Source organism: Labilibaculum euxinicum, assembly GCF_963678175.1.
GTDB lineage: Bacteria > Bacteroidota > Bacteroidia > Bacteroidales > Marinifilaceae > Labilibaculum > Labilibaculum euxinus.
Genome location: NZ_OY782756.1, coordinates 1,468,358 through 1,482,657, shown reverse-complemented (window position 1 = coordinate 1,482,657; position 14,300 = coordinate 1,468,358). Strand labels below are relative to the sequence as shown.

10 protein-coding genes are annotated in these 14,300 nt (G+C 36.6%); 5 read left to right on the top strand and 5 right to left on the bottom strand.

From position 1 onward, the window contains the following. Positions 1-40 precede the first annotated feature (40 nt). Together ACY0M5_RS06310 and ACY0M5_RS06305 are read right to left on the bottom strand one after the other, a co-directional pair. A complete protein-coding gene (locus tag ACY0M5_RS06310; protein WP_461631164.1) occupies positions 41-1,981 on the bottom strand; it encodes an ABC-F family ATP-binding cassette domain-containing protein in 1,941 nt (646 codons plus the stop codon). Positions 1,982-2,066: 85 nt separating this feature from the next. Next, a complete protein-coding gene (locus tag ACY0M5_RS06305) occupies positions 2,067-2,813 on the bottom strand; it encodes an AAA family ATPase (protein ID WP_461631163.1) in 747 nt (248 codons plus the stop codon). A gap of 11 nt (positions 2,814-2,824) precedes the next feature. Between ACY0M5_RS06305 and ACY0M5_RS06300 the strand changes: the two genes are divergently transcribed. Continuing rightward, complete coding sequence (locus tag ACY0M5_RS06300; RefSeq protein WP_461631162.1) at positions 2,825-3,418, top strand: hypothetical protein; 594 nt, start codon at positions 2,825-2,827, stop codon at positions 3,416-3,418. A 217-nt stretch (positions 3,419-3,635) separates the two neighbouring features. Here ACY0M5_RS06300 and ACY0M5_RS06295 read toward each other — a convergent pair whose 3' ends face one another. After that, complete coding sequence (locus ACY0M5_RS06295) at positions 3,636-4,751, bottom strand: glycoside hydrolase family 10 protein (protein ID WP_461631161.1); 1,116 nt, start codon at positions 4,749-4,751, stop codon at positions 3,636-3,638. Positions 4,752-4,960: 209 nt separating this feature from the next. Here ACY0M5_RS06295 and rlmD point away from each other — a divergent pair, with 209 nt between their 5' ends. After that, complete coding sequence (gene rlmD, locus ACY0M5_RS06290) at positions 4,961-6,370, top strand: 23S rRNA (uracil(1939)-C(5))-methyltransferase RlmD (protein WP_124993167.1); 1,410 nt, start codon at positions 4,961-4,963, stop codon at positions 6,368-6,370. 368 nt (positions 6,371-6,738) lie between these two features. On the opposite strand, the gene ACY0M5_RS06285 is transcribed toward rlmD, so the two are convergent. Next, a complete protein-coding gene (locus ACY0M5_RS06285; RefSeq protein ID WP_461631160.1) occupies positions 6,739-8,175 on the bottom strand; it encodes an MATE family efflux transporter in 1,437 nt (478 codons plus the stop codon). A 603-nt stretch (positions 8,176-8,778) separates the two neighbouring features. On the opposite strand from ACY0M5_RS06285, the gene ACY0M5_RS06280 reads away from it, so the two are divergent. The 3 genes from ACY0M5_RS06280 (at position 8,779) to ACY0M5_RS06270 (ending at position 13,115) form a co-directional block, all read left to right on the top strand. Then, complete coding sequence (locus ACY0M5_RS06280) at positions 8,779-11,361, top strand: S9 family peptidase (RefSeq protein ID WP_461631159.1); 2,583 nt, start codon at positions 8,779-8,781, stop codon at positions 11,359-11,361. Between the two features lie 164 nt (positions 11,362-11,525). Beyond that, complete coding sequence (gene yaaA, locus ACY0M5_RS06275; protein WP_461631158.1) at positions 11,526-12,296, top strand: peroxide stress protein YaaA; 771 nt, start codon at positions 11,526-11,528, stop codon at positions 12,294-12,296. A gap of 105 nt (positions 12,297-12,401) precedes the next feature. Next, positions 12,402-13,115 carry a hypothetical protein gene (locus ACY0M5_RS06270; RefSeq protein ID WP_124993171.1) on the top strand — a complete coding sequence of 238 codons (714 nt, stop codon included), beginning with the start codon at positions 12,402-12,404 and terminating at the stop codon, positions 13,113-13,115. A 91-nt stretch (positions 13,116-13,206) separates the two neighbouring features. On the opposite strand, the gene ACY0M5_RS06265 is transcribed toward ACY0M5_RS06270, so the two are convergent. Continuing rightward, positions 13,207-14,202 carry a PorP/SprF family type IX secretion system membrane protein gene (locus tag ACY0M5_RS06265; RefSeq protein WP_461631157.1) on the bottom strand — a complete coding sequence of 332 codons (996 nt, stop codon included), beginning with the start codon at positions 14,200-14,202 and terminating at the stop codon, positions 13,207-13,209. Positions 14,203-14,300: the final 98 nt, after the last annotated feature.

The following is a 14,300-nucleotide window of genomic DNA, read 5'->3' as shown; positions in this document are numbered from 1 at the left end:
GTAATTATCTAAAAATCAACACTTCGAACTTTAAAATTTACTATTCCCCTTTTTCAGCAATTAGCTGCTCTAATTCTTCATTTAAATTCTCCCAATCAGACATTTCTTTTTCAAGATCTTTTTTGGCTTTTTCATATCTTGAAAAAAGTGACTGATCCTGCATATTTTCAGGATTTGCAAGTAACTCTTCCATCTGTGCTATTTGCTCTTCAAATCGTGCTATATTATCTTCTGAATTTGAAACAGCTCTTTCCATTTTAGAGATCTTCTTATTCATCTCTTTCCGCTCCAAATAATTCAACTTATTATCAGAAGGCGCAGCATCTGCCTGAACTACAGAAACAGCTTTCTTCACTTCCAATTCCTTTAAAGAATCCATTTTCTTGGTTTGCAGAAAATCATAGATTCCTCCCAAATGTTCCTTTATCTTTTTATTGGTAAACTCGTACACTTTTGATGACAAACCATTTAAAAATTCACGATCGTGAGAAACGACGATTACCGTACCATCAAATTGATTCAATGCTTCTTTCAAAACATCTTTCGATCTCATATCCAAATGGTTGGTAGGTTCATCGAGTACAAGAAGGTTCACGGGTTCCAAAAGCAAGCGAATCATAGCCAAACGGGAACGCTCTCCTCCCGATAAAACCTTCACTTTTTTATCAATATCCTCGCCCCGAAACATGAAAGCACCCAAAATATCACGAATCTTAGTTCGAACATCTCCAACAGCAACATCATCAATCGTTTCAAATACCGATTTGTTTTCGTTCAACATCTGAGCCTGATTTTGAGCAAAATAGCCAATCTTTACATTGTGTCCCAACTTACATGTACCCGTATGCTCTAGTTCGCCCATCAAGACTTTTACCAGTGTCGATTTCCCTTCTCCATTCTTACCCACAAAAGCAAGTTTTTCACCTCTCTCAATTACAAATTCAAGCTCATTTAAAACCAAATGATCACCATATGCTTTGCTCAAATTTTTCACCTCACAAACCAAATCGCCAGATCGTGGCGCCGGAGGAAATTTCAGGCTTAGTTTCGAGCTATCCTCCTCGTCAATCTCGATACGGTCAATTTTATCCAATTGCTTGATACGGGACTGAACCTGAACTGATTTTGTTGCCTTATATCGAAAACGCTCAATAAAGTCTTCAGTATCTTTTATTTGTTTTTGCTGATTAATGTAGGCTTTCATTTGCTGTTCGCGACGCTCTGCGTGCAAAACAACATATTGTGAATAGGGAACTTTGTAATCGTATATTTTACCAACAGAAATTTCAACGGTTCTATTGGTAATATTATCCAAAAATGCCCGGTCATGAGACACCAATACTACGGCTCCCGGATAAGTTTTCAAAAAATCCTCCAGCCACTGAATTGATTCAATATCCAAATGATTTGTTGGCTCATCAAGAAGGAAAACATGTGGGCGGCGCAACAGAATTTTTGCCAATTCTACCCGCATTCTCCATCCCCCGCTAAATTCTGTAGTCTGTCTAATAAAATCACTTCTTAAAAATCCCAATCCAAGTAAAGTACGCTCAGCTTCGGCCTCGATATTTTCACCACCCATCATATGGTAGCGATCATTTTTATCCGTCAATCTTTCTATCAGCTTCATGTACTCTTCCGATTCATAATCGGTTCGTTCTGCAATCTCTGAATTAATTTCAGCAATTTCCTTTTCCAAGCCCAAAACCTCTTCAAAAGCTGACAAAGCTTCCTCCATCACAGTATTACCGTCGATATGATTTACCTGCTGAGGTAAGTATCCTATTTTAATCTCATTTGGTAATGATACAGTTCCTGTTGTAGGCGCCTGAAAACCAGCAAATATTTTTAGCAAAGTTGATTTTCCTGCACCATTCTTCCCAACCAATCCAATTCGATCGCGAGTATTTACAATAAAACTTACTTGCTTAAAAAGGGTAAAGCCACCAAATTCAACCGTAAGATTGTTAATAGAGATCATACTAATTCATGTTTTTCTGTTAAAGCGACAAAGATAACAACAGTTCTCAGTTATCCGTAATCATTGATCAGTAAATACAACCATCCTAATTATCACAAATCACGGTCAGCTTATCTTCCTGCAAAATTTTTGCTTTTTTTATTAATTCTGATTCTATGATATTTTCTTTCACTTCGAGCATCACAATGGTTTCAGCCTCGGCAAAAGAGATGTCATAAATCCGGTTTACTTTCTGATATTCCTTCGGATATTTTGAAATCAACTGATCGTACAATTGATCCAAATAAATTTTTGATGGGTTGTGAAATTCCAGCTTCAACTCAAAACGTCGAACCAAGGCCTCATCAATTAGGTCAATTTGGTTGGTCGCTGCAATTAGAATCGAGTTTTTTGGTAACGAATCAATCTGTTGAATCATGCTATTCACCACCCGTTTCATCTCACTGCTATCGGTATTGTCATAGTTTCTTTCTTTGCCCAAAGAATCGAACTCATCGAAAAATAAAACGGCCTCCTGAGTTTCTGCCATTTTAAATGCGGCTGCAATATTTCTTGAGGTTTCTCCTAATTTAGACGAGACAATATTACCCAAATTAATCGTTTTCAACTTTTTGCCCAACTTATTGGCAATAGCCCTGGCAGTCATGGTTTTTCCACAACCTGATTTCCCAAAAAGCAAAAGTTTATTCACTACGGGCAAACCAAATCTATTTAGTATTTCAAGGTGCTCATACTCTCTTAGAAACTGCTCTACTTGAACCGACAACTCCTTATCAAAAACAATATCCTCAAAATCGACCCATCCCATATTGGGAACAAATAAATGATTCATACTTAGCTTATATGTTTGTGTTTAAATATTTTGCAAACCTAACATTTAATCTTCAATCCGGAAAAAATCATTTGGTAGTTTTAGAAAAAGAATTACATTTGCAAACCCTAAAAAAACCAATCTATGAATATGCAAATCAATTAATTAACAAAATAAATAATAGAGTGGGGAATTCTTATTACAACTATGTAGAGGAACATAAGCTTTTGATAGAATGCTTTTGCGGAGAGACGGAGATTGAAGATGTATTTGAATTAAAAAATAAAATTGAAGTTAATTTAAGCCAAGTGCCTAAATTTAGCATTTTGGTTGATATTCAAGAAAATACCGATAAGCCTTATCATAAAATGAATGATGCTTTTATCGAATTCTATTCGAAATCAGAATTAACTTTAAAAATTGACAGTATTGCTATTGTTACAAACACACCAAATCAGGTTGTAAACACCATACTTTTCATTGATGACTTAAAAGAAGTATTCGATATACCAATAAGAGTATTTAGTTCACTCGAACCAGCTATTAACTGGCTGCATTCTGATGTTAGTATTGACAAAATAAAATCGATGCTTGAAGACTTTAAAAACACAATTGTGTTAAAATAAAAAAGGGAGTTCCAATGGAGCTCCCTTTCTGTTTCCAGATTTAATACCAAATTAACATCAAATCATGCCATATAAAATGTTTCTTTTCAGCTATATCTTCGTTAAAAAAGATGCATCGTAACATGGCTGTGCTTTACTTTTTTGCCTCGATTCAGCTAAAAATTAATTCATTTTAATTAAAGTCTATTTTGAAATTAAATTGGTATAAGATTACCCTTTACTTTTTAGAATAATCTTTATAAATCGCTTTTTTAAATTCCACCCAATGCGCTTCGGTCATTCTATCGGGCGTAAACAAACAAATACCTTTTGCTCCGTTAACCATCGACTCGCGTATTGCTTCGCCCAATTCCTCCGGCAATAAACCGTGATTTTCAGGGTCTGCTTCTTTCGATTTAGAATCCGGTTTTGGACAAATGAATAAACCACTGTAAACCGATTTTTCGCCCTTTACACTTTCAGATGATTCTTTACACATCTTGCCAACCCATTCTGTGCCCTCCAAATAAAAATCGTTATAATTCATTGGGTAAAAAGCGTCTAAATTCCATTTATCCCACTCCTGACGAACCATTTTCACTGCGTGAGAATGAGGCCCGGGAAATACCGCCGCTGTAATTTCTTTTCCTTGCGCATGTACATCCTCAGCCAAACGGTTTACTAATTTCGTGATCAAATCCTGACGGAATTGTTTCCACTCCTGAATATCTCTTGCTTCGGTCTGATTGGTAATCTCAATACCCGTTTTAGCTTTGAAATCGGCTTTACACTTGTCGCAGTAACAATAGTCAAACTCCGGATACTCCTTATCCATTACCAAACCGTACTTCTTCCAAAGTCCTTTCGCCAAAATTACATCCGGGAAACGGATATAGTCCAAATGAATTCCATCAACTTCCGGCAAGGCAGCTATTTTAGTATATAATCCAGACAAATATTGATAGACCTCTTCCCTGTTCGGACACAAGAATGTGTAATGATCAACATAAGCAGGTTTCTCGCAAGCTGATTCCCCATTTCCATTAACGGCATACAATTCCGCAGGAATGTTTTCATCACGTCCTTGTACCATAGTTGGTATCCATGTATGAAATTCGAGACCTGCCTCTTTGGCAATTTTACCAACACGTTGATAAACCAAAGGATCATGACCTCCGTTGTACATCAAACCATCAATTCCTTTTTCTTTTAAATCAGTAAAATTTGCTTTTAACTCAATATCTGTGGCCTCACCAGGACCACCCACCCATGCAAAACATGGAACTTTTGTTGTTGGTTTCGTTCCACACGAAATCAATACAAACAATACAAAAACAGCAAGTAACTTGTTCATAGTACTTTTATAAAAATTGAAATGTGGCTTTGGAATACGAAGTAAAGATATAAAATTAAGTAGAAACAGCGATTCTCTTTTAGCCCTTAGGCTTTAGTTTAGGGGATTTCTGATAATAATGAAGATGTGATTCGACTTTTTGGCCTTTCAACCTTTCGACCTTTCGACTTTTATCTATCTTTGTGCCCATATTTAAAAACAATTGAATCGTGGGAAGAAATAGAAAGCAAAAACCACTTCTGGAAAAAGTAGTAATAGAGAAGTTAGCCGCCGAAGGCAAGGCAATTGGTAAAGTTGATGACAAAATTGTATTTGTTACCGGTGTAATACCTGGCGATATTGTTGATGTGCAGGTCAACAAGAAGCGCAAAAGTTTTATGGAAGGCTATCCTGTTGCTTTTCACAAACATTCTCCAATGAAAATAGATGCATTTTGTGAGCATTTTGGAGTTTGCGGTGGCTGCAAATGGCAAAATCTACCCTACGAAGAACAACTAAAATTTAAACAACAGGAAGTTATTGACAATTTAGAACGGATTGGCAAAGTAGAACTGAATGGTATAAATGATATTCTGGCATCAGAAAAAACTGAATTTTACCGCAATAAACTGGAATATACGTTTTCGAACAAGCGTTACCTTACCAACGAGGAAATTGCACTTAGCGATGATATAAAAAGAACTCCTGCACTTGGTTTTCACGTACCAAAATTATTCGACAAGGTGGTTGATATTAATAAATGTCACCTGCAGCCCGAACCATCAAACGCGGTTCGTTTGGCCATAAAAGAATATGCTTTCGCTAATGATTTATCCTTTTTTGATATCCGGAATCAGGAAGGTTTTCTAAGAACGTTAGTGATTAGAACCTCAACAACCGACGATATAATGATTATCGTTGTTTTTTACCATGAAGATGTTGAGAAGAGAGAAGGATTACTAAAACACCTGGCAGAAAAATTCCCGGAAATTACCTCGCTAATGTACGTGATTAACAAAAAGGCCAACGACTCAATTACCGATCAGGAAGCCATCCTGTACAAAGGAGAAGATCATATTTTTGAGCAAATGGAAGATCTGCGTTTTAAAATTGGTCCAAAATCGTTCTACCAAACCAATTCGGAGCAAGCCTACAATTTGTATTGCAAAACACGAGAATTTGCCGAATTAACAGGTGACGAAGTAGTTTACGATTTGTATACCGGAACCGGAACCATTGCTAATTTTATTGCTAAACAGGCAAAAAAAGTGATTGGTATTGAATACGTTCCCGAGGCCATTGCCGATGCTAAGGTGAATTCTGAAATTAACGGAATCAGCAACACCGAATTTTTTGCCGGGGATATGAAAAATGTTCTCACCAAAGAATTTATTGAACTTCACGGTCAGCCGGATACCATTATTGTTGATCCGCCAAGAGCAGGAATGCATGCCGATGTGGTAGAAACAATTCTGCACGCTGCTCCAAAGCGAATTGTGTATGTAAGTTGTAATTCAGCAACTCAGGCACGCGATTTAGCCATGATGGACGAAGCCTACAAAGTAACCAAAGTTCAAGCTGTTGACATGTTCCCACACACACATCATGTGGAGAACATTGTGCAGCTGGAGAGAAGATAATCATTCAAAACAAACAGAAAATCCCTCTTAAATTGCTTTAAGAGGGATTTTTATTTAGAATTAATTCCCAACACAACATTTGAATATGCAATGTCAGTTAATTGAACAGCTATTTTGAAAAAAACGATCACAAACCATAGCCTTCACATTTTATGCTTACCGCAAAAAGTTGCGAACGTTACCGCAATTTTTTGCGAACAGCATCGCAACTTTTTGCGGTAAGCATCCTTCAAACGCTGCCTCACTATGCGGTATTCTCCTTCATTATAAAACAAAATTTCTCTGCTTAGTAACCAAAATCCGGCTATTAACTGTTTCACTGTAAAAAAGGCCTGAAGAAACATTCGTTGTTCCTCAGGCTTTATTCACTATACTTTCATCAACTTCCACTTCCCTTGTTTAAACCAAAAAAGGGCTATTAATGTAAGCGTCATTTCTGCTATTATTATCGAATAAAATACTCCCTTTTGATCCCAACCCAATTGAATGGCCAGGAAATAAGCAAGTGGAATTTCAATAATCCAGAAACTAATCAGATTGAAATAGGTTGGTGTCCGGGTATCACCGGCTCCGTTTATTGCATTCAACAGCACCATTCCCAAACCATAAAAAACAAACCCCATGCTGATTATCTGCAAAGCCTGAATTCCATTAGCAACAATGAATTGATCAGGTGTAAACAATTCGATAAAAAAACGTGGAAACAAGTAAAATACAATTCCCATTATGCCCAAAAATACAACATTAATTTTTCCTGCAGCCCAAACCGATTTCTCAGCCCTTTCCGGCTGATTTGCTCCCAAGTTCTGACCAACCAATGTTGCGGCAGCGTTGCTCAATCCCCAGGAAGGCAGAAGAATGAATATCAGCAGCCGAATGGCAATGGTGTAACCGGCTATGGCTGCACTTCCAAATTCTGCCATGATCCTCATCAAGCCAATCCAGCTCGATGTAGCAATGATGCTTTGCCCTATTCCTCCAACCGATAAGCTGACCAATTGTTTAATTGTCGCCCATTTTAGCTGAATATGTTTCCATTTTAAATGAATCCTCCCTTTTCCCTTGCCAAGCATAGCAAATTGGTAAACTACCGCCAAGCCTCGTCCCAGACTTGTAGCAATAGCGGCTCCTTCTACTCCCATGGCCGGGATTGGTCCCCAACCAAAAATCAACAATGGATCCAAAACAAGATTCAAACAATTCGCAACAATTAATACCCTCATCGATAAAGCAGCATCACCCGCCGAACGAAATATGGCATTGTTGATGAAAAGAAGCATGATAATCACGTTACTTCCCAAAATAATGGTCGCATAGCCCGACATTTCATTCACAATGGTTGAATTAGCTCCCATTAAAGCCAATAAATCCTTCGAGTAAAAAATCCCGGCAAACGCAATAAATACAGATACAAACACACCTGTTACAATGGCCTGAAATGAAACCTTTGATGCTTCTTCTGGTTTGTTCTCGCCTATGCGCCGGGCAACCAAAGCGGTTGTTGCCATCGATAAGCCAAAACCTATTGCATACACAATGGTGATCACCGACTCGGTAATTCCTACTGTAGCCACAGCGTCGTCACCCAATTTGGAAACGAAAAATATATCGGCCACAGCAAATACCGATTCAAAAATCATTTCCAATACCATAGGAATCGAAAGCATAAAAAGCGCTTTGCTAATCTTCCCGTTGGTATATATTTTTTCACTTCCCGAGAGTGCCTCCAGAAAATAGTTCCACAGTCTCCCAAGCTTATTTAATTGATTTAAAATTCCTTCCCTTACTCTTATATTATGGTGCATTCTGTTTTCGTTTTTGATGTTCAATAAACTCGTTTACTCTTTCTCTTATTCTAAAACAATTTGTTTTATTGCCAACCGGATCTTTCACCGTGGCTTGCCCGCAACAATACATTGATGTGCTCATAATTTACCCTCCAAAATTTTAGGTGTGTTGATATACGTATCGGGTGGCTTTCACCCCCGTTACAATAAAAAAAATAAAAAATAATGTGAATACGGAAAGCTTAAGCTGATTTAGCTCTTATAAGTGCAAGGTGATGATGTGACAATTGTATTCATAGCTTTCCTCCGTTTTTTAAGTAAAACAAATATAAGTCATTTTCATTAATTCATTATAACTTGACCTTTATTTTTTTTACAACTCCCTGAATATTGAATAAAAAACAAATGAATTTACACTTATCGTGTTAAACGGCACAGATATCTAAAAAGGACTGGTTTCCCAATAAATATCCTTTTTTATCAAACTAAAATTCCATAGTATTGATGTTTAAAATGCCAAAGCGATTTTAACACACTGGGAAATGATAATCTCAGCATGCTAAATTCTCCCGAAACAAGTTCGGGACAGGCTATCTGACAAAAATTTAAAATTATAAACAGATGAAAAAATATTTTGTACCTACAATGATAGTACTGCTAACTGCAACCACATGCAGCTTCGCACAAAAAGAGAACAGCAAAAGCATTACAATTGAAAACTGGCTTCAAACCGATCCTGTAAGTTTACAACTACCAGCTTTCCACTCTACAAAAAACATCGAAGGAAAAACCTTCGAATTACAAAACCTTTTACAGGACAATCAGCTTGAAATAGATGAACTTCAACCTGCTGAAAAAGACAATTTAAAGTGGAACGGTGAAAACTTACAATGGAGCAAAACAACCACCAATAAAAAAGGTTTTACAGGCAGCAAATCTGCCGAAAACAGTCTTTTGTTTTATGCGTCTTATTTCTCTGCGGATGAATGGATGCAAGCAAAATTAATTGTAGAAGCCTATCCGCTTCTTGAAGTGTATATCGATGGAGAAAAAAAAATTTCACACTACAAGGCAGAAACTGATGATGCCAAGGAGCTTTCGGAAGAACTTAAGATTGAGCCCGGAAAACACTGCATCCTTGTAAAAGTTATAAGCGGGAAAAAGAACGACTTTAAACTTGGTATTACTCCAAATAAGCCCTGGGATGAAAACAATATAAAATTATCCTTATCGCCGCAACAAAGCGTTACCATTCATAAAATATTGGATGGCGAAAATGTACGAAACATCGAATTATCTTCTGATGGTAAATTTGCCTTACTTAGTTACAGCAGAACACTTCCTCCATCGGACAATAGTGAGAACTGGAAAGAAATTCAGGAAATTGAGAGCGGAAAAATCTTATACACCTTTCGGGGAAGTCAACTGGCAAATATTCAGTGGCTGCCTACAGGAAACCGTATTTCGTACACCAAAGAATACAACGAAAAAACAAGCCTTTTTATTTTTGATTTTGAAAACGGAAGAGAAACGGAAATAGCCAATAGTATTGCTGATTTTTCGGATTACAACTGGACTCCCGATGGAAAACAAATCATTTTCTCAGTAACGAAAGATTATTCGGAAGATTGGAAGATCAGAAAAATTCAAGGAATGGAAGATCGTTTGCCTTGGTTTCGAACCCGAAGTTTCTTATACAAACTGGATGTTGCCAGCGGCGTAAAGCAACGCTTAACTTATGGAACGATAACAACCGGCTTGCAGGATATCAGTCCCGACAGCAAATACATTCTTTTTTCTCAATCACGTCCCGATTACGAGGAATATCCCTACGATAAACAAAATCTTTATCAGATGAACCTCGAAACTTTCGAGATTGATACCATCTGGAAAGACAAACTTTTTGGTGGTTCGGCACAATACTCTCCTGACGGCACTCAGCTTTTGGTTCAGGCAGGTCCTTCCTGCTTTGGAAAACTTGGCGAAAACATTGGAAAACAGCCATTAGCCAATAATTACGACGGACAATTGTACATTTTCGATCTGAAAAACAAAAAAGCCGATCCAATTACAATTCATTTCGACCCATCGGTTAACCAGGCTGTGTGGAACAAAAGTGATATGAATATTTATTTGAAAGCAAATGATAAAGATTACATCCAGCTGTATCGTTACCAACCAGCGAATAAGGAATTCAACGCTTTACAAATAAATTCAGATGTTATTGGCAACTTTAGCCTTTCGGCCGACGGAAAAAACATTGCCTGTACAGCATGCAGCATATCTTCACCTTACAAAGCTTTTGTTTATGAATTGGCTTCGAATACAAGTAAACTGATCTCCGATCCGCAAAAAGAGAATCTAAAAAACGTGAAATTTGGAAAAACAGAAGACTGGAATTTCACCAAAGAAGATGGCAAAACCATTATTGGAAGAGTTTACTATCCTCCAAATTTCGATTCCAACAAAAAATATCCGGTAATTGTAAACTATTATGCAGGTACATCACCTGTTGAAAGAAGTTACGGTGGCCGATATCCTTTGAATCTTTATGCATCAATGGGATATGTTGTTTATCTGCTTCAGCCAAGCGGAGCCGTTGGTTTTGGGCAGGAATTCTCAGCAGAACACCAAAACAACTGGGGAATTACCACTGCTGATGAAATTATTGAAGGAACCAAAAAATTCTTAAAAGCCCATTCCTTTGCTGATGCAGATCATGTTGGCTGTATTGGAGCATCCTACGGTGGATTTATGACCATGTTGCTGCAAACCAGAACCGATATTTTTGCAGCCGCCATTTCGCATGCCGGTATTAGCGACATTACCAGTTACTGGGGCGAAGGTTATTGGGGATATTCCTATAGTGTGAATGCTTCCGGCAAATCATTTCCATGGAACAATCGAAAATTGTATATCGATCAAAGTCCATTATTCAATGCTGATAAAGTTGCAACACCAATGTTACTAATTCACGGAAGTGTTGACACGAATGTACCTCTTGGTGAAAGCATTCAAATGTATCAGGCATTAAAATTGCTGGGGAAAGATGTCGATTTTGTTCAGGTAAAAAATCAAGATCATCACATCAAGAATTATACCCAACGAATACTTTGGAACAACACCATATTTGCCTATTTCGCAAAACACTTAAAAAACCAGCCAAAATGGTGGGAAGATTTATATCCGGATAAAAATTTATAGCAATTTGAGGCGGTTAAATCAGAGGGTGTTCTTAAGCAGAGCACCCTTTTGTTTTTCAGTACCAGTTCATAGACAAAACCTAAGTCTTTATCAATAATGATAAACACTATTGATGCTTCAGTCAATTATAAGTAATTTTAAATTCAACATTAAAAAAGTACACTATGCTAATTGTAATATCGCCCGCCAAAACACTGGATTTCGAAAGTCCGGCACTCTCAAACATACATTCTGATGCTTCATTTTTAAAAGAATCCAATCTTTTAATCAAAGAGCTTCGAAAACTTAAAGTCGACAACATTGCGGATCTGATGGGAATAAGTCCGAAGCTTGCACAATTAAATTTTCAACGATTTCACGAGTGGAATACTCCCTTTACTACGGAGAATTCAAAACAAGCTTTATTGGCCTTTAAAGGCGATGTTTATACGGGCATTGATGCTTTCACTTTCTCGGAAGAAGATTTTCACAGATCTCAAACAGATCTTCGAATTCTTTCCGGTTTGTATGGTGTTCTCAAACCAATGGATTTGATTCAGGCCTATCGTCTTGAAATGGGCAAAAAAATAAAAACAGGCAGAGGAGAAAATTTATACCAATTTTGGGGAGATACGATTACGAAATCAATTAATCAAAGCTTAAAAGAAAACGATCACAAACATTTAATCAATTTAGCATCCAACGAATATTTTAAATCAATTAATAAAAAGAAAATAAAAGCTGAAATTATCACTCCTGTATTTAAGGATTTAAAAAATGGAGAATACAAAATGATTAGCTTCTTTGCCAAAAAAGCAAGAGGATTAATGACTCGATTCATTATTCAGAATAAAATTACTGATCCCGAAGAATTAAAAGCTTTTGATTTGGATGGATACATGTACAACCCAATGCTTTCAAATGAAAACAATCCTGTTTTCACAAGAGATCATTAAAGAAAAATTACCTTATTTAAAAGCTTTTAAGGCCTTGTTTTTACTCGCAATTTTTACTAAGTTTAAATAAGACAATCTCAATAAAAACCTGAAAATCCTTCTCCTATGACTGATAAGAACTTTGTAGTTAAATTCGGAAGCCTGCTTAAAGAGGAAACCCTTGAAGTTATTGACAGCAAAATATTGCCTGGTACAATTGTTTTAGAAGCTACCAACCCTTTTCCCGGCTACTATGAATATTATGAAGGAATTCAAAAAGACATTAAGCCTCATTACATTTATTTGGTAACTGACAAAAAATGTGATTTAGAAGAATTTACGCGGGTTACTCAAAAAATCATGTCGTATTTTGAAGTAGATTTTCATGCCGCGATGGGTACCATTACAATTTATAACGATGTTTATCATGCAATTAGAATCAGAAGATTAACCAAGTATGATCAAATAAAAGATTTGCAATCGTGCTACATAGAAGAAGGTATTAATTTAAAATCGAATGCAACAATACCGCACAACTCCAAAGCAATGATTCAATTGGATAAATTTTTTGCATTGGATGAACTTGGTAATGGATATTTCTCTGATCACATTGAACCAAACCATGGCTATTTTACCATTCCACAGAAGCTAAGCTGGAAGCAATTTGAGCACTTAACACAGCAAGTGAAATACAATATGGAGATGTTTCATTTTGATGCCTCTTTAGGCTTTATTTACGACAATTTTAAAGCTGTAGACATGATCCGCATTTATGCTGAAAATCTTGACCTTGAATTACTGAAAAAGATTAGAGTCAAATTTATTGAAAGAATTAAATAATTAAATTTGAATCAAATATAAAAAGGGCTGTCGATAACGACAGCCCTTTCTTTATGAGTTTTATTTATTTTCTATTTGTCTTACAATGCTGTTAAAATACCGGAGAACGAACGGCTTTAATCTTTCTTTTCCTTTTACTGGTATCAAATGCCAAGGGAAATGAGAACGAAACCTCGTGTGCCCCCGTATTGGTATGAATCAATTTTGTAATTGCGTAGTCGTAACTATAAGCGACTTTAAACCTTTCGGTAACAAAACCAACCATAGCTATAAATGAATCGTAATTCAGCTCAAAATTCTGATTAAACCACAATCCAAAAACCATTGAACTCTTACTGGCATATAAACCGTAATTCATCTGAGAAAAATCACCTTGTTTTTGAAATAACAGTGCCGGAGCCAAAATCCATTTATCAACATAACTACGGCTTCTTCCACCTAATACAAATTCAGCTCCCGCATGAAAGGTATATTTGGTTTCCAATTTATCTTCATGTTCATCATCAAAACTAAGATCCGGCTTTGCCAGGTGATGAGCAGCAATACCAAAATAAAAATCCTTATAGTAGGCAATTGCTCCCAACGAGAAATCCCATCCATCTTTTTTCCTGTTCGCAGGATCATTATTATTGTTATGCTCAAATATTTTACCATGAATTGGTGACACCTGATCGGGGAACACTAAATTTGTCCAATCTACTCTTTTTTGCAGAAAAGACGCTTGAATGGCTGGTCTCACAATTAAATCATCATTAATCCGCAGGTAAAATGAATACATTCCTGCAAAATTTGTCGTTTTAAGTGCTCCGTCCCCCTGATCATCCTGAATAACCATGATTCCAATTCCCCCGTTTACAGCTTCATAAAAATTATCAAATGAAACACTATAGGTTACGTAGGGTAAATCCAAATTTGGCCATTGATTCCTGTAATTTAGGCTAACATTGGAGTAATTAGTAGAACCAGCGAGAGCTGGATTTAAATAGAGTTTATTGGCATAAAATTGAGAAAACCGAATATCCTGAGCTTTACCCGTAGTAACAATTCCTGCAATCAATATACAAAAAGCGAATAGTGCCTTTTTCATAAATTTTATAATTAAAGTTCTCCCCGAAGGAGAATTTTCATTTAGTGGTTAATTCAAACTATACGCACCGAAAATTATTTTGTTAATAGATTCCGGCA

Coding starts and splice junctions, on each gene's coding strand:
- ACY0M5_RS06310 (WP_461631164.1), bottom strand. CDS start 1,981: ATGATCTCTATTAACAATCTTACGGTTGAATTTGGTGGCTTTACCCTT.
- ACY0M5_RS06305 (WP_461631163.1), bottom strand. CDS start 2,813: ATGAATCATTTATTTGTTCCCAATATGGGATGGGTCGATTTTGAGGAT.
- ACY0M5_RS06300 (WP_461631162.1), top strand. CDS start 2,825: ATGTTTGTGTTTAAATATTTTGCAAACCTAACATTTAATCTTCAATCC.
- ACY0M5_RS06295 (WP_461631161.1), bottom strand. CDS start 4,751: ATGAACAAGTTACTTGCTGTTTTTGTATTGTTTGTATTGATTTCGTGT.
- ACY0M5_RS06285 (WP_461631160.1), bottom strand. CDS start 8,175: ATGCACCATAATATAAGAGTAAGGGAAGGAATTTTAAATCAATTAAAT.
- ACY0M5_RS06280 (WP_461631159.1), top strand. CDS start 8,779: ATGAAAAAATATTTTGTACCTACAATGATAGTACTGCTAACTGCAACC.
- yaaA (WP_461631158.1), top strand. CDS start 11,526: ATGCTAATTGTAATATCGCCCGCCAAAACACTGGATTTCGAAAGTCCG.
- ACY0M5_RS06270 (WP_124993171.1), top strand. CDS start 12,402: ATGACTGATAAGAACTTTGTAGTTAAATTCGGAAGCCTGCTTAAAGAG.
- ACY0M5_RS06265 (WP_461631157.1), bottom strand. CDS start 14,202: ATGAAAAAGGCACTATTCGCTTTTTGTATATTGATTGCAGGAATTGTT.